This is a genomic window from Caballeronia sp. S22 (assembly GCF_964261745.1).
Classification (GTDB): domain Bacteria; phylum Pseudomonadota; class Gammaproteobacteria; order Burkholderiales; family Burkholderiaceae; genus Caballeronia; species Caballeronia jiangsuensis.
In genome coordinates, this window is the sequence record NZ_OZ180035.1 from 2,447,786 (window position 1) to 2,463,932 (window position 16,147).

12 protein-coding genes and 1 pseudogene are annotated in these 16,147 nt (G+C 59.8%); 4 read left to right on the top strand and 9 right to left on the bottom strand.

The annotated features are described in order from the left end of the window. Nucleotides 1–469: 469 nt before the first annotated feature. Together ACEN42_RS11545 and ACEN42_RS11550 are read left to right on the top strand one after the other, a co-directional pair. Nucleotides 470–733 (top strand): hypothetical protein, encoded by a 264-nt coding sequence (locus ACEN42_RS11545; RefSeq protein ID WP_371879991.1) that lies wholly within the window; start codon nucleotides 470–472, stop codon nucleotides 731–733. After that, nucleotides 673–1,179: pseudogene (locus ACEN42_RS11550) on the top strand (hypothetical protein); the annotation flags it as partial. The gene ACEN42_RS11545 and the pseudogene ACEN42_RS11550, both read left to right, overlap by 61 nt. Here ACEN42_RS11550 and ACEN42_RS11555 read toward each other — a convergent pair. The 5 genes from ACEN42_RS11555 to ACEN42_RS11575 all read right to left on the bottom strand — a co-directional run bounded on the left by ACEN42_RS11555 (nucleotide 1,158) and on the right by ACEN42_RS11575 (nucleotide 7,792). After that, nucleotides 1,158–2,069 (bottom strand): hypothetical protein, encoded by a 912-nt coding sequence (locus ACEN42_RS11555; protein ID WP_371879992.1) that lies wholly within the window; start codon nucleotides 2,067–2,069, stop codon nucleotides 1,158–1,160. The pseudogene ACEN42_RS11550 and the gene ACEN42_RS11555 sit on opposite strands and share 22 nt — an antisense overlap. A 570-nt stretch (nucleotides 2,070–2,639) precedes the next feature. Next, nucleotides 2,640–2,870: an MAPEG family protein gene (locus ACEN42_RS11560; RefSeq protein WP_371879993.1), complete on the bottom strand. Its 231-nt coding sequence runs from the start codon at nucleotides 2,868–2,870 to the stop codon at nucleotides 2,640–2,642. Nucleotides 2,871–2,951: 81 nt separating this feature from the next. After that, nucleotides 2,952–3,815, bottom strand: coding sequence for a 4Fe-4S dicluster domain-containing protein (locus tag ACEN42_RS11565; protein ID WP_371879994.1), 864 nt, complete (start codon nucleotides 3,813–3,815; stop codon nucleotides 2,952–2,954). Between the two features lie 10 nt (nucleotides 3,816–3,825). Further along, nucleotides 3,826–6,804: a molybdopterin-dependent oxidoreductase gene (locus tag ACEN42_RS11570; RefSeq protein ID WP_371879995.1), complete on the bottom strand. Its 2,979-nt coding sequence runs from the start codon at nucleotides 6,802–6,804 to the stop codon at nucleotides 3,826–3,828. A gap of 283 nt (nucleotides 6,805–7,087) precedes the next feature. Continuing rightward, on the bottom strand, nucleotides 7,088–7,792 hold the full coding sequence (locus tag ACEN42_RS11575; RefSeq protein ID WP_371881116.1) for an OmpW family protein: 705 nt from the start codon (nucleotides 7,790–7,792) through the stop codon (nucleotides 7,088–7,090). A gap of 564 nt (nucleotides 7,793–8,356) precedes the next feature. On the opposite strand from ACEN42_RS11575, the gene ACEN42_RS11580 reads away from it, so the two are divergent. Then, nucleotides 8,357–9,367 carry an IS30 family transposase gene (locus ACEN42_RS11580; RefSeq protein ID WP_371881115.1) on the top strand — a complete coding sequence of 337 codons (1,011 nt, stop codon included), beginning with the start codon at nucleotides 8,357–8,359 and terminating at the stop codon, nucleotides 9,365–9,367. A 196-nt stretch (nucleotides 9,368–9,563) separates the two neighbouring features. Here ACEN42_RS11580 and ACEN42_RS11585 read toward each other — a convergent pair whose 3' ends face one another. The 4 genes from ACEN42_RS11585 to ACEN42_RS11600 are packed head-to-tail and all read right to left on the bottom strand — an operon-like array spanning nucleotide 9,564 to nucleotide 15,097. Then, nucleotides 9,564–11,540, bottom strand: coding sequence for an acyl-CoA synthetase (locus ACEN42_RS11585; protein ID WP_371879996.1), 1,977 nt, complete (start codon nucleotides 11,538–11,540; stop codon nucleotides 9,564–9,566). Continuing rightward, entirely contained in the window at nucleotides 11,537–12,493 is a 957-nt protein-coding gene (locus ACEN42_RS11590) for a fumarylacetoacetate hydrolase family protein (RefSeq protein WP_371879997.1), read from the bottom strand. The genes ACEN42_RS11585 and ACEN42_RS11590 overlap by 4 nt, the downstream gene beginning before the upstream one ends. A 33-nt stretch (nucleotides 12,494–12,526) precedes the next feature. Continuing rightward, nucleotides 12,527–13,597: a VOC family protein gene (locus ACEN42_RS11595; protein WP_371879998.1), complete on the bottom strand. Its 1,071-nt coding sequence runs from the start codon at nucleotides 13,595–13,597 to the stop codon at nucleotides 12,527–12,529. A gap of 9 nt (nucleotides 13,598–13,606) precedes the next feature. Further along, a complete protein-coding gene (locus ACEN42_RS11600; protein WP_371879999.1) occupies nucleotides 13,607–15,097 on the bottom strand; it encodes an FAD-dependent monooxygenase in 1,491 nt (496 codons plus the stop codon). 122 nt (nucleotides 15,098–15,219) lie between these two features. On the opposite strand from ACEN42_RS11600, the gene ACEN42_RS11605 reads away from it, so the two are divergent. Next, nucleotides 15,220–15,975: a TetR/AcrR family transcriptional regulator gene (locus tag ACEN42_RS11605; RefSeq protein ID WP_371880000.1), complete on the top strand. Its 756-nt coding sequence runs from the start codon at nucleotides 15,220–15,222 to the stop codon at nucleotides 15,973–15,975. Nucleotides 15,976–16,147: the final 172 nt, after the last annotated feature.

A 16,147-nucleotide genomic window follows, 5' to 3' on the forward strand; every position in this document is an offset into this window, starting at 1 on the left:
CGCCGCCGAATTCACCGCGACGCACCGACCTTCTGAATTCATATAGCAACATGAGAACAACGGGTGGACTGCCTAAATTTTAGGAACCGAGATTGAACGACCGCGAAACAAACGTGCGTCGTCGGCCGTGCCGGCCAATGAGCCACTCTGCAGTCCGTCTAGCGCAATCACCGAAGGCGCTCCAAATTGGGGAGTCGAACTGTGGGCCGGTGTCAAGTCGAAATTCTCCATGGTCGGAAGACAGATGGGCTGAATTGGTCGCCCTGGCAGGAGTTGGGTTGCCGCCTTTCGTCGCTCGCCATATCCTGGAAGCTCAAATTCGCTTCGCGCATGCCCTGTTAGCTCCTGAAGACTTTCACCGGTCTGCTAGCAATCGGGACGTGCTCGCGGGAGCGCATACCGCGGCTTGGGCACGATGAGGCGAATCCCTATCTCGGATAGTCGGTGAACCAGCGAAAGAGAGGCATCAGTGTCGGACCACGTGAGCGGAACGGCTGGGTACATTGAAAATGCTTCGCAGCATATTGAGCGGTGGCAGAAAATTTCGTATCAGCAGCTTCACGGCGGCATTACCCACCTGATACCGCCCGCACCGGCTAATGTTTTGGACGTGGCGCCGGGAGCGGCCGGGACGCTGGAGCGTTCGCCGAACTTGGGCACAAAGTTGTTGCAGTCGAACCTATTGATGCATTTCGCGCAGCAGGCGCTGCACGTCATCCGTCGAACTCGATAGTTTGTATCGACGACAGCCTTCCCGATCTGACGCTCTTGCGTGCATCCAAGCCGTCGTTCGACCTGATTTCGCTCACTGCCGTGTGGATGCATCTCGACGAGCCAGAGCGCAGAAGCGCGATGACAGCACTCGAGTCCCTCCTACGTGATGGAGGCATCCGGACAATGACACTCCGTCATGGAGCCATCCCCGCGGGGCGTCACATGTTTGATGTCTCCGCCGAGGAAACCGTCGCACTAGCGCAAACTCACAATCTATCCCTTTTGCACGATGTCGTGAACAAATCGCAGATCCGCGCCGGCGCTAATCTCCGCACTCGACCCAAAGGAGTCCTCCGACCCGCCGCCCCCCAACGACTGCTGACGATGGGGCAACGGTCAATGTCCGGGCGATTTTCTGTCGCCGCTGCTTGGCCAGCAGCACGTCAGACGGAAGTGTGTCCGTAATAGGCTGAAATTGCGGGCGCGAGCAAGTTCCCCGCAGCGCCGATGCCGACTTGCCACCCTCCGGTCGCGGCTTTCTGAACCATATTGCCTATCCAACTGGCCACTTTCGGGCCAATACTTCTAGATTGATATGGCGTTTCGCCATCGTCGGCTAACGCTTGCTCAAGAGAGGCCAGGTCTGTCTGTTCTACTCCCGACTTTTCGAGCGTCCGGCGCAGCTGCCCAATATCGCCTTTGCTAACGGTATTGCTAACGGACGTGCTGTTGTTGGCGCCAAGGACGATGGTAGTGTTTGCACCGAAAATCGCAGAGTTGAACATCTCTTGCGCGTTGATTCCTTCTCCCGCTTTCTTCAAGTCTTCCTCCGCAATATTCCCAATGCTGTCCTGTAAGCCAAGGACAAAGTCCAGCAGCCTTGAACGGATCTCAACAAGCACGCCCGCGATTTGTGTCGTGCCTATCACGCTTCTAGCCCCGGTCACGTGCGCTCCGTCGTAGGGCCGCCCCAGGACACCGTATAGCTCCGGCCGCACCGTAGTCGCGACGGTACCGTCTTTGGCTGCATTGAATCCCTCAAGCTCAACGACCGAGTGGCCCAGGCGCGCCGTGCAGAGGCTCTCCCTGATGTTCGCAGGAAGGTGAAGCGTTGGAAGAGTGACGCCCGTTTGCCTCCACCGCATGTTTTCTACGGTTCCAATCAAACGGGCACCGACGATCCGGTGATCCGGCACATTCGTCTCTGCCTTGTAGCCGTTCAGCTCGTTGTTAATCCAAGGCTCCAGTTCGTTGTGGCCGATGCGCCGCACGAGGATTTTAGTTCTAAGAAGCCCGCTCGCGAGGGACGCGTCGGCATCGCTCAAGAGCGACACTATTTCGTCGAATAGTCGCATGTTCGTTCTGCACCGTCGTTTTGAACAATTATAACGGGCGGCAGAGACGCCCTTTGTTTGACCTTCGTGAGCCAAACTTCGCTTTCGACCGTCCCGTCGCCCGGAACGGCGCCATCGGTAGAAGCAGCAGCGCAGCAGTCGACAGCAGCTGTCGAGGTTCGCGAAAGTCTGAACTCGGCGATGGGCGGGATCCGCGCTCAGGGCTCTTTTTTGCTCGTATGCTCAAAGCAGGGCATCGGCAACACGCGCGCAGTAGCAGGCTCCCGCGCACCGTGGCTGCCTTCGTGCGCGGAATGGATGTATGACGAATGACGCATGGCGCCCGAAGTTCGAGGCGCGCATCGCCCCGCGCACGCGACGTATGCCCATCGGCGGATAGTCGTCAGGATAACCAACGCCCGAGCTTTGTCATCTCTCGATTCCAAAAAAAAAATCCGCTCCCTCGCAACAGGAAGCGGACGGGCTACTACAAGCGCGTTGGAGCACACGACGCCCCCTTAATCAAAGACTATTCAGTTTGTCCAAGGCGCACAAGTGCTCGATACAACGATCTCGTCATCGTCGGCGACTCTACCGCCATCGAAGGCGATCGCGCCAAGTTAGAGGAACCGCACCCGCGAGAAACGGCGCGTATTCGGCTGTGTTGGCGTGAGCCCGAACCAGCTTGTGCCGTCGGTGCGCGGGGGCCGCCTCGCAGCCAAAATTGGTACGTTCGCGAAAACGCACCACTGAGATGTACAACCCGAGGCCAAAGAGTAGTAGCCCAAGCACCGTCACGCATGTGAGAGCAACAGCGTTCATTTGAACAAGCCTCCTCGGCGGGAAACAACGAACGCCTATTGGCGGGGTGGCGTTCCAGTGTCGTCCACTCGATTACGGTGATTACGCGAGCTCCACGTCGATGGTCGACTGGGCGAGGCTGATCTCGCCCAAATACACGCTTTCGCCCAACTCGCATTCGCGCCATGCGTTGCCGAGCGCATGACGGATTTCGACACGGTAAATTCCACTTCCCTTGGCCAGGCCGCCGAAGCGGAAATCACCGAAGCCGTCTGAAACGGTTTCAGCCAGCTTTTGATCGCCGACATACAGGGCGACCGCGGCACCCGGTACACACTCGACCACGTCGCCTATACGAGTGCTGACGCTTGCGCCGATGAAGCAGGTTTCCCAACGCTCCAGGCGGTTGTACCACACACGCGGCTGCGTGCCCAAGTTCGGCCGTAATACTTTGAGGCCCTCGCGTCGCGCCTTCTCTGCCATCACTGCATCATCAACCTTGACCGTCTCGAAAACGTCGGTAGGGCATGACTGCTGGCAGCGCGGCTGATCCCAGCCCTGGTCGAGCAGATGAGCATCAAAAATCCACGTCTGCGGCAGTTGCAGTTCTTCGTTCCAGACGATGGCTTGGTACGGGCACGACTTCACGATGTCTTTGCGGCCCCGCGCCTTCTCCGGATCGATGATGACGATGCCGTCGGCGCGCTTGCGAATGGCGTCGCCGCCTACCCGCATGCACGGCGCTTCGTCGCAGTGGTTGCACATCACCGGCAGATAGGTGGTCTCTACCATATGCGAGTCGCCCTGAACACGGCGCAATATGCGCAGGGGGCTGACGGCATCTGCAGCGGCGGGCGCGGCATACCCGGGGAAGTCATTGCCGACATGCTCATCCCGCCCGGCGATAACGCAGTTCTGGCAGTTTTCGCAACGCCCAACTTTGATAATTAGGTTCCACTTGTTCACTCTATGTTCCTCACGCTGCGCGACCGAGCAAGAACGCCTCGGCACTTCTCCACTTTTCGACCTGTACGAGGCAGGAGTTGGGGCTCATGCTGCTTGTGCCGGCGGTTTGCGGCCGGTCAGGGGTAAGCATATTCATGCAACCGCCAATTTCGACGCGCTCGCCATCGATCTCAATCAGCTTGAATTCGGCGCTCGCCTCGTACGACTTGACCACTCCCGCATTGACCAGGGGCGAGACGTCGGCCGCGCAAATCACGGCGCCCCGGTCGTTATGAACCTTGACGAGGTCGCGATGCGAAATGCCCCGGATGGCCGCGTCTACCCGACTCAGTCTCAGCAGCCAGAAGCGGTGGCCGCCAAGCAGTGCGCGATGGTCTTCGACGCTGTTGACCGAGGAATTCTTCCCGTCGCAGTGGGTGTGGAAGCTGTAACGGCTGTGGGTGGCGATCAACTGCAGTGGATAGCGCTGAGCCTGCTCCGAGCGTAGGCCCTCCCAAGAGGGGATATACCGGTTGAGCGCGGGCCGATCGGGGTTGTCTGCCGTGTGCCGCTTAAGGAGCTCGGGTACGAATTCCAGCTTGCCACTCGGCGTCTGCAGGCCCATGCCGAATTTTTCGGCGAACTGGGACGGTAGCGGATGGGGTTCTTGCAGGTCCTTGCGCCGCCCCTCCGCGAACCAACGCATGTCCACCGGATGGCGTAGCTCGGGCTTCTCGGGTGGCACGACAAAATAGCCCTTGCGGCAGAATTCGCGCCACGAAATATGATCGGGCAAATCCGACGAGTCGAAAACCCGCTTGACCCAGTCCAGTTCGCGGCATCCCTCGGTGAACACGCCGCCCAAGCCAAGCCGCGTCATGATGGCGGTGAAAATGTCGTAGTCCGAACGGGATTCACCCAGAGGCTCAATGCACTTGTGCTGCAGCGTCACCATGCGATGATTCACCGTGCCGTGTCCATGGTGCGCATAGCCACCGGAATTCGACCATTCACCGATGTCCCAGCGCTCCAGCGGAGTACACGCTGGCAGGATGATGTCGGCAAACTGCGCCTCGCCCTCCATCCAGATCGACTGGTTGATTACGCACTCAATGCTTGGGTGCCGGTAAGCCTCGGCCCAGCGTCCGGAATTCGTCACTGTGCTGAACGCGGACCCGCCGTAACGATAAATCATGTGGATCGGCGAATACCCGGGCATGGGGTAGCTGAATGGTGCGAACTGGGCTTCCTGGGAAATGCCGTCCCAAAGATAGCCAATCGCATGGCCGTTGATGATGGCATCGGGCAGTTGCTGCCGCGGCACCATTTGCTTGACCGGGTTCATGGTCAGGATGTGCGGCATGCGCTGGTAATTGTTGACCGCATTAGCGGTCCACGCGAGGTCGCCGGAAATGCCGCCATCCGCATAGCCAGGGAAATAGAAATGGAGGTCGTGTGGCGCACCGACTTCAAGACAGCCGAAATTGACCCCCGGCTTACCCCAACCCCGCATCGCCATCATCATGATCATGCAGCGCGCCCACTGCGCTCCGGTCGCGCCACGGCCCGCGCCACCGAATCCCGCGCCCGTCATTCCGACGGCGAGATGGACCTTCTTGTTTCCCCATAGGCGCGCCAGCGCCCGGACGTCCTTGGCGGGCACGCTGGTCTCGCTCTCCTGCCACTCGGGCGTCTTGGGAACGCCGTCCGTATCGCCCAGCAGATAGGCCTTCCACTCGTCGAACCCGGTTGTACGGGTGGCGATGTAATCTTTGTCGTACAAGCCCTCCACGGCCCACACATACATGATGGCCGTGGCCAACGCAGCATCAGTTTGCGGTCGAACAGGAATCCAGCGCCCGCCCAGCAATTGGGCTGTGGGATTGCAGTGCGGGTCGATATGAACGAACTCGATGCCAAGTTCCTTGGCCCATAACCGACGCGGTGTCCCTTCGAAACCCGCATAGGCCCCGTTGGTGCTTTCGGGATCGCAGGACCAGAAGACGATCATGTCGGCTTCCTGAAGACAATCCTCGATGCCGCCATAGCCGGACGGCACGCCGATGCGCATCGAATTGCCGAAATGATGCATGGCGCCCCAGTACCATCCCTCCCAACTGTCGGGATTGGCGGCAACGCGGGTAAAGCCAATCAGGTTAGCAAAGCGCGTCAGCGCGCTGAGGTAGTAGCCCACATTGCCCCATTGGTGGTGGGACGACATCGGGAAGGTGATGGAACCAGGACCGTGAACACGCTTCTGCCGGTTGATTTCCTTGGTAACCATGTCCAGCGCCTCGTCCCAACTGATGCGGACATAGCCTGACTTCCCCCGGTTCTCGGGATTGCGTTCGCCGTCAGGGTCGAAGTCGACCCGTTTCATGGGATGAAGGATGCGCTTGTCCGAGTAGACGAGCGATTTGAGCGTCAAGGCATGGGGCGCGACCAAGCCACGCCGTGGCGGGCTAAAGCGGCGTCCGCGCGCCTCGATGACCCAACTCGACGCATCTTTGCTGTCCAGATCGATGGGCGTCACCCGAACGACTCGGCCGTCCTTCACGTATACGAACAGCGGCCCGCCGTTGGTGCAGGTCGTGTAGCGGTGCGTGCCGTCACGCATGGGCATGCCCATTGGCAGGCCGACGGTCTGCATCATGCTTAGGGTTTGCAACAGCCAAACCAACAGTTCGTCCTCGCCTTCGGTGACCACCTTGAAGTTCTTCGCGGCGTGGATGATTTCGCCTTGGTCCGGGCTGGGCGAGAGGAACTTAAGTGCCGTGGCGACATCCTTGAACACCATGCGCACGTCGGGCCGAAGATGCTTGCCGGCGCGTGACCGAACACGCCCGCTCTTGAACGTGATGACGCGGCCGATGCTTTCATCCGCGAGTCCGATCCACGCCACGAGATCACGCTCCTTCAGGCGATCACGATAGACTGGAAAGCGGCGGGCCGTCAGGTCGAGGACCTTGGGCAACGCAAAAAGAATGGTCTTCAGAGCCTGTCGTTTCATTATTCGATCCAAATGGAGGCTCGCTGCGCTAGCGCTGGCATGACGGCACGACTGACCGCTTCACCAATCATGCGAGCAGCCCGGGCAAGCGTCGTCATGCTGCGTTGTGGGTTGTAGACCCGGCAAGAGCGAGCCTTATTGCGGCAGCATGCCTTGCGATAGGTCGTAGTCGGCCTTGGAAATCGCGGACCACAGGCGGGTCCGGTGACGCGAAACATGACGTATTCCATGTGTTTGATGAGCATTCAACCCTCTCGATTGGCGCGCTGATGACCTGTACGCGCTAGAACGTATAGGCGACGTTCACGAAGACGTTCAGCGGATTGAGTCGAAGCGTCGATGTGGAAACGATCTGCGTTCCCGTTGCGGTCTGCCCGTACAACGTAAGGTGGGTCTTCACGGGAATGTAGCCGACCGAGGTTCCGACCGACCAATGTTTGGTGATCGCGTAATTTGCCCCGATCTCAAACACGGGATTCCAGGATGAACTGAGTTCCGCGTGCGCCGAACCTCCGGGTCCCAAGTTATCAGTCACAAATTGGCTATTGGAAATCCGAACCTGAGTGAACCACGTGTAGTTCACGCCAAGTCCTATGAATGGACGGAATTTCGATTCGGCTGAAAACAGGTGGTATCGAAGTTCAACGGCGGGCGGCATCGGCTTGGTCGAGCCGAGGTTGCCATACTTCTGTAGCGTCCCCTCTCCAACCAGATTGACTTTGAGCGGCAGCCCCACAAGCATGGCGACACCAATGTTGTCCGTAACGTAGTACTCTGCAGTAATCCCCACCGTGTCCGTCGAGGTCGGATGTGCCCCGCTCCCAACCAGCTGCTGATTCACGGCTACGCCACCAACGCTCTCTACGGTGAGTGGCGTTGCGTTGCCCTGGGGCGCGACGTGGAGCCAACCTGTCGACAGTGTGATGCTCCCGGCTGACTGCGCATCGGCATTGTCGGTCAGCGCAGCCGAGCAGATGCAAGCCGCCATGCCGGCGGAGCTGATGGTTCGCCTGTAATTCCTCAAGTGTCTTCTCCTGTCTCGTTGCCTGATATTCTTATGAGCCCCCGGTACATCATTTGATACAAGTCCGCGCTCCGTCCTGCGTGACTGGATCGCTCTTCACGGTCTTCTTCCGACCACGAACACTAAAGGTGACGCATTTAAGTAGTTATACTAATTACGATATCCAGCTTCTTGCTTTTACGCGGTATGTACTCTGCCCTCCGTACGTCTCCTGATATATGCCTCAATCTCCAAACTAAGATGGGCGCATCGCCAAGCGTTCAGCCTCAGGCGGGAACACACACCAAGCACCGTCGCGGTGGCGAAAGAAAAATAGTCCAACCGGCCCTGTTGGTAACAGTAGCTCGATACGCACACCGTGTTTCTGGTTCGAGGATGCATGACCAAATCGCGTAACCCGAACCGGTACCGCAGAGATTGGCCCGAGCCATTTTTCAACGAGCGACCGCAAGGACCTTTCCGATGGCGGCCTCAAAAGCGAGGTGCAACACCTATCTCGTATAAGGTGTTGCAATGCCCGACAAAACTATTTCATACCAGCATCTTCAACCTGAAGAACGCCTCGCCATCGCAAGCCTACGACTGCAGGATGTGAGCATTCGGGCCATGGCCCGAATGCTCGGTCGCTCGCCGTCCACCGTGAGCCGTGAACTGACGCGCAACAGCTCTCCTGCTGGCTACGCATCCGTGCCAGCTCAAGCACTATGCGCCGCCCGCCGTAGCGCTGGGCGCGGCCCCGCCAAGCTTTGCACGCAGGGCGTTCGCTGGCGGGTTGTGCTCACGTTGCTGGACTGGAAGTGGTCGCCCCAGCAGATATCGGGCACACTTAGGCGAATGTATCCGACCGACCCGACCCAGCACGTATCGCACGAAACCATCTACACGGCTATCTACGCTCAGCCGCGCGGCGAACTGCGCCGCCAGTTGATTGCCTGCCTGCGCCACGGCCACAGTACCCGTATGTCCCGCACACGCGGCACAGACCGACGCGGGCAGATTCCCGAGATGGTGAGTATTCACGTGCGCCCGCCCGAAATCGAAGACCGCCTGCTGCCTGGACACTGGGAAGGCGACTTTATAAAAGGCGCCGGCAACCAATCCTCCGTTGGCGTACTGGTTGAGCGCACCAGCCGCCTGGTGTTGCTTGCCAAGATGGAGGATGCTACGGCCGCCTCAGCTCTGGCGGGCTTCTCGGCCAAACTCAATTCGATTCCTGAACCCCTGCGCCAGAGCTTCACCTATGACCAGGGCAAGGAACTCGCGCGCCATCAGGAACTCGCCGCGGCCACCGGCGTGCGCGTGTACTTCTGCGACCCGCACAGCCCGTGGCAACGCGGCACTTGCGAAAACACCAACGGATTGTTGCGCCAGTACTTACCTAAGGGAACCGACCTCTCGGTCTACACACAAGACGAACTCGATGCTATCGCCGACAGCTTGAACAACCGGCCGCGCGCAACTCACGCGTTTCATTCACCGTTCGAGGTCTTCGCCGCCACGCTCGCCTCAGCAAGTCAACCTCAAGACGCTAAACATTAACCCCTTGTTGCACTTCGGCTTGAAACCGCCGATGCAATATTCATTCTCTTCCCCACCTAACCGTTGCGAGCTTGTAACTCATGACGCTCGCGTTTGAAGCTCGCCACCGGGGCCCGTAGGCGTGACCGAACGCGCCCACCGATGTCGTGGTTCGTGTACCTTAGGCTGCCCACGCGTCTCTGATGGAGTTCGTCTGTCAGCGGTGCCCTTCCGGTGACGGCTTCGCGGCGGACGAGACCGTAAATGCGAACGGAAAGCGCCCAAGCGCGGCTATCGCCCATGCTTCACGCGCGGGGTTAGGAAGTTCGACGTGGAGTGCCATCCCGCGAGCGGTGTCTTCAATGATGCTCACGGTTGCGTCCTCGACGCCCGCCTCCACCAATGCCGTCCGTAGGGCGTCTTCCGTTTCCCGGCGTCTTAGCGCGGGCTTGAAGATCTTGCCGACGCCCGTCAGCGGCATCGCATCCACGATGCGTATTCCCTTGGGAAGCGCGGCGCGTTCGTTGATCTCGTGACGCAGAAACTCGGCCAATTCCGCCTCGGTTGCCGTGGTGCCTGGCTTTAGCTGGACATACGCGACCGGCAACTCGCCCGCGTGCATATCGGGACGCCCCACGGCTGCAGCAATCTGGACCGCGGGATGGCGATGCAGTGGCTCTTCAATTGCCGCAGGGTCGATGTTGTGTCCGCCCCGGATAATGAGCTCCTTCTTCCGGCCGGTGAGCCAGAAATAGCCGTCGGCGTCGCGGCGCCCGAGGTCGCCAGTGTTAAGCCAGTTCATGCCGTCACCCAACTCCATCCAGATGTCGGTGGTCTGCTCCGGACGGGTGTAACCGACGAACACGTTGGCGCCGGAGATCACCAGTTGGCCGACCTCATCCGCCTCGCAATCCCGTATATATCGGCCGGCTTCATCGACCACCACTGCTTTCATCGCCTGCCCGGGAAGACGAATTCCAATTGAACCGACCCTGCGTTCGCCAAACGGCGGGTTGACGCTGCTCACGCAGGTACCTTCCGTTAGGCCGTAGCCCTCGAGGATTCTTATTCCGGTACGATTTTGGAAAGTGCGCAGTAACTCCACCGGCATAGGGGCGGCGCCGCACAGGCCATACTCGAGCGAGCTGATGTCGTGTTCGCCGACTGGAACGTCCAGCAGCGACCCGTAAAGTGTCGGGACACCGCTAAAGAAGTTGATGCGATAGTGCTCGACAATCTCCCAGAAGTGCTTTACAACGCCCTCGCCTCGATAACCTTGCGGTGTGCCGAGCACGATGTGGGCACCGCGCGAGAACCCCAGCAGCCCTGTCACCGTGACGGCGTTGACATGGAACAGCGGCAATCCGCAAAAAATCACTTTTCCCGGGCCGATGCTTTCGCCGAAAAACTGACCTGCACTCCACGCATTCGCCACCTCGTTGCCGTGCCGGCGCATCGCAAGCTTCGGCAGTCCCGTGGTGCCGCCCGTGCAGAAATAGGACGATATGTCATCGAGGCTGATTCGAAGCGTGCTGCTGAGCGCAACGCCCGACTCCCGTTCGATTGCGGTGCTGTAGTCGTGGATGTCAATCTGCGCAGGAACCGCGCTACGCACACCGCCCTCGCCATACAACCGCGAACACTCGCCACGCTGGAGCATCCGCGCCACGAATCGCTTTTCAGTCGACATTCGGTCGACCAGATTGACAAGCACCAGATGCCGTAGTGCGGGAACCTTGTGCAATACCGACTGCACCTTCTGCCAAAGGTCAATCCCGGCAAACGGCGCCAGTGTGACAAGCACGCTAGCCCCTGAGGCGACCAGCAGCTCGCCGATGGCCTCCCCTTCAAGCAGCGGATTGATGGCGCAGACAATCCCAGCCGCCTCGCCGCCCCAGATCACGAAGTGCGTCTCGGGGAGGTTGGGTAGTACATAGGCAACAACCGAGTTGCGTTGAACGCCCAGTCGCGAGAACAGGTTCGCGGTGCGCGTGACATCGCGCATCAGTTCACGATACGTCCAGCTTTCGGGGTTTCGATAGTCGTCGGCCGTTGCGAAGAACGAAAGGGCCGGTGCCGATGGATTGATGGCGGCGCCCCGGCAAATCATGTCGTAAGTGCTCGACGGGAGATCGGCCACCTGCCCCTGCGCTTCGATGGCAAGGACATCCTGTACGTGTGCGACGCCTTTCATGCTGCCTCTTCGACGACAACGTTATGCTGCACGCCCAGATTGATCGAGCGGTCGTAGCTGGCAATGTGCGCTTCCACGACGTCCCCGACCTGCAGGTATTGCGGCCTCTCTTCCTGCATCTTCAAGAAAAGCCGCCATTTTTCGGCCTCAGGCAGTTGCGCCGCGGCGCGCTGCTTTTCAGGTGACGGGATGGTCAGTGCACAACCGGAGGGGGTGCCGGTCGCGAGCAGGTCCCCGGTGTGCAAGTCGTGTATGCGGGAAAGCTCCGTCAACGTCTCTGCCGGGCCATAGACAAGACCCGCCGTGGTGTCATTCTGGCGGACCGTTCCGTTGACCGTCAGCGTCAGCACGAGCTCCTTTAGCTTCGGACTGTCCTGTTCTTCCAGGAGGCAAAGATAAGGACCGACTGGGCCAAAGGTGCGATAACTCTTGCCTTTGTAGAACTGCATTTGCGGAATTTGGATATCGCGCGCGGAATAGTCGTTGACGATGACGGCGCCGGCGATGTAGTCGTGCAGGTTCGCGTCGGTGACCGTTTCGCCGGACGTGATGTTTCGTTTGAGGACGAGACCGAGTTCGATTTCATAGTCGAGAAATTGGACCTCTTTTGGCTTCACTACAGGTGAGTCGGCCGAAACGATGCAGCTCGTCGCCTTCGTGAAGATCATGTTGAATTTCTTCACATCCGGGTCCATGCCGGACTCAATCATGTGCTGGCGATAATTCGCGCCCTGGCAGATGAACTGTTGATTGGCCGTCACGGGCGATAGCCATTGCACTTTCGATTCCGGAATCGTCGGAGCACTTAGCAACAATAGTCGTTCAACTGGGTTGGCCTCGATAAACTCAGCGGTCGACTCAAACTCGCCGGGGATCGGCGTGATAGCGCCATGTGCAACCACGCCCCACTGGGCGCGGCCATCATGCAAGTAATGCAGAACGTGAAGTGCCATTTATCGATCTCCGGATGCTATAGAAGGGGTTGTTCAGGCGAAAATCTTCGCCAATGTCCGCAGCTTGCTCAGCGTCAGGTCGGGGCTACGGCGCAGGTTCCTGATGAGCGCCACGATGCTCGCGGGGGTGAAGCTCGGCTTCGTGAAGCTGCGCGGCATCGTCGGCCCCCACTGGGCCATCGCCTCGCGGCTCACCGCGTGCACACCCGCCGGCACATCGGCGGTAAAGAGATCGCCGTCGCAATAGTGTTCGTGCTTCTTGCCCCACGGGTCCTGCCAGTAGTCAAAGAGCTGGCTGCCCAGGATATGCCGGCCAATTCCCCACGCGTGCGTCCATCCCTTCTCGCGCAGGATGCGCTGACCCATGCCGACCGCGTCGGCATCAACAAGTTCGTACGCACTATGGCTGTAGGTGGGCAGAAAGCCTTGTGCGAGTGCAAGCGTATGGTGATCGGCCGGCTTGTCACCCAGGTCGAGCCGCATAAACGCAACGACGGGCGAGCCATCGGGAAGCACCTGTACATCGCTCGGGATGAAGCCGAAACACTGCGTGTACCATGCGCAAGTTTCCTGATAGTCGGCGAGTTCCAGCACGACATGTCCGAGCCGGATAATTTCCGGGGCGTGCTCGGGCGGCCGCTGCGTCCCATTGATGCGGACGGTCGCATCCACGGAGTTCAACGGCAATGCTGGCCGATGGGGCAAGGGCGCAGTGCGCGCCTGGCCCCATATCGCGTCGACGCGAAAACCTGACGGGTCCGTCAGTCGTACCATATAGCCGCCGCCTGGCAGGGGGGACCGTTCGACATCCGAAGCGCCAGGCAGTTTTGCAAGTGCATCAAGATCGGCCCGGTTATCGACCTGCAACCCGAAGCCAACGAAACGGGCTTTTGAAGCCTTCCGAACGACGTAGCAGAAAGGCGAAGCACCCGTTCCTCGCAAGAGGAGGAGCGCTTCACTTCGCGACACGGTTCGAAGACCGAAGTCATTGAGAAACTGCTCGGCTTTCTCAAGGTTTGGCCGATCGAATATCAGATAGGCCAATGCCGACGCTTTCGTCGTGGGATTCGGGTGGCGAGCCGGATGTGTAGTGGTCAGTTTCATGGCGAATACTCACGCGGTGTGGATAGCGGTTTTGAGACCCCAGGCGGTGTCGTGCTCACTGGCTAACCAGCAGTGCTGACCTAGCAAGGAAAGACTCTCGCGCACGAGCCGCTGCGCGTCGGTCGCCGGTCCGTCGTGAACCACGGTCTTGTCGGGCCGTACGACGGCGGCCCATCCGACCGGTACAAGATGCGGAAGGAACACACCGTCGAGGTCCTCCCAGCTGTCACTCCGCCGTCCACAGCGCGCGATCTGCACGATGCTTCCGCCAGCACGAGCGAGCGCCGCGGCAGTAGCAGAATCGAGCGAAGCTCGGGCATCCGTGCCAAATCCAATCAGCACCAGTCCCTGCCCGAACACCTCGTCGCTCAGGCACGTTTTCTCGTCCGCACCTCGTATCCGCCCCTGCGCGATGACAGCGCCCCGGACCAGTTTCGTCGGTGAGCGGCCTTTGACGAACAGACCTCTTGCAGATGCAGTATTTGACTTGCTCTGCCATTCCGCGATCTGCAGGTGCAGCCGGGGCACCCGGCACAACAAGCGCGTCAGCCCATGAGCCCACGGGGCGACGACGCCATGGCGCGGAATGACGAGCTTTTCCATGAATCTTGCGAGCTTGATCATCGGCTTCGAGCGGGGCTGCCTCTCCTGGTCGTAGGTGTCGAGAATGCGTGCGTCGGCTCGCCCCTGAACCACCCATGCAAGCTTCCAGCTCAAGTTGGCTGCGTCGCGCAGTCCCTCGACCAACCCGCGGCGGACGAATGGCGGCGTGATGCAGGCCGCGTCCCCCGCGAGGAACACACGCCCTTTGCTGAAAGCATTAACGGTTAGACCGCTTGAATGGAGAGCACGCCGCGCATCCGGCAGGCGTCGTTCCTCGGCAAAGGTCTTGCGCTCGAATTCCTTTCCGATGAACTGTCTCACCAGCGAGTTCACCCCGTCCGAGCCGACCAGGTAGCGTGCGCGAATCACATGCGTGCGCCTATGCCCCAAGTCCAGCCGTGCGAGCACATGATCCCGTTCCAGCGCAAAGCCGATTAGCCCGACACCCAGCGCAACTCGAGCGCACTCATAGCGCCGCAGCCGAGCAAGGAGGCAACGCTCGAGTTCCGACTGATAGAACTTGAGCTTCGGGTGACCATCGAGGCTGTCAAGCGAATCGACCTCGGCGAACTGGTGACGCGAGGGGGGACGCACGTGGGCGACTGGAATGGCTATCGTCTCAAGATCGCGCTTCTCAATGCCTGCAAGCCGAAGGACGCGCAGCGCGTCCTCATCGAGTTCGATCACACCGGGCGGCTCGAACACTTTTGTCGACTTGTCGACAACCATCACGTTCACGCCATGGCGCGCCAGAAGATTGGCAATGGTTGCGCCTACCGGTCCGCAACCCACCAACAGAACATCCACCATTGGCGCAAGCGTGTCGATCCGCCGACCAGCCGGGCCGTGCGAGGCGAACGGCCCGGCACCTTCTTTTGCTGTTGTCTCCACAGTCACTCCGTCTCCATTTACAAGGCCGGCTCTCCGTGGCCGTTTGTGACATTAAACTCATAGCTGATCGTTTTGTCAATATAGAGGTTTGCATCTATACTGCGGATATGACCAGACTTGGGATCATCATGACGAACGCGACACATCGCCGGCCAGCCAAACGTTCCAGCGCTGCTGCACCCGTCAATCCGCCTGCCGTAGTAGAAGAGCGGGAGCCACGCGGCGCGCGACGCAAACGCGAGACGCGTGCACGTCTGCTCGACGCCGCCCTCAGGTTGATGGCCGAAAAGGGTATGGAGGGCGTGGCGATCAACGAAATCACCGAGGCCGCCGACGTAGGCTTTGGTTCGTTCTACAACCACTTCGAATCGAAGGAAGCGATCTACGCGACGCTCGTCGATAACGTGTTTGAAGAATTCGCGAACATGCTCGATCGCCTTGCAGGGGGCATTACCGATCCCGCAGAGGTAGTCGCCGTCTCTGTGCGCCACACTGTCCTGCGTGCGCGGCACGATCCGGTGTGGGGACGTTTCCTAATACGTGAAGGATTTTCTGCGCGCGCGATGAGCCGCGGGCTGGGCCAGCGGCTACTGCGCGACATCGGCAACGGCATTGCCGCGAAACGGTTCGTCGTTGCTGACCCGTTTATCGGATTTCTCGCAGTGGGCGGCACGGTCCTCTGTGCGATCGCCGCCGAGCTGAACTTCGTCGCGCCGGGCGCGAGCTCGCCGGGCGTACTGAAAGAACTCGGCTTCAGCGGCGAGCACTTCCCGGAGCGCACGGCAGCGATGTTGCTGCAAACACTCGGGCTAAAGCGCGCTGAGGCGGAAAAGATCGCAGCACGGCCATTGCCCATCGTCGATGAAGCCGTCGAGGACAATTGAGGATCGCGAAGCGCGCAACTTGTGTGGTCACGCTCTGGCTAGACGGACCATGTGATTACCGCGTTCTTTCGTGGCTGCCGCTTGCCAAGCGTGCGAACTGATTGTCATCGGATGGCGGCGGGGAAACATCGCCACGCGTGGCCATTCGACCCGTGCCCGCGTAACTCGATCA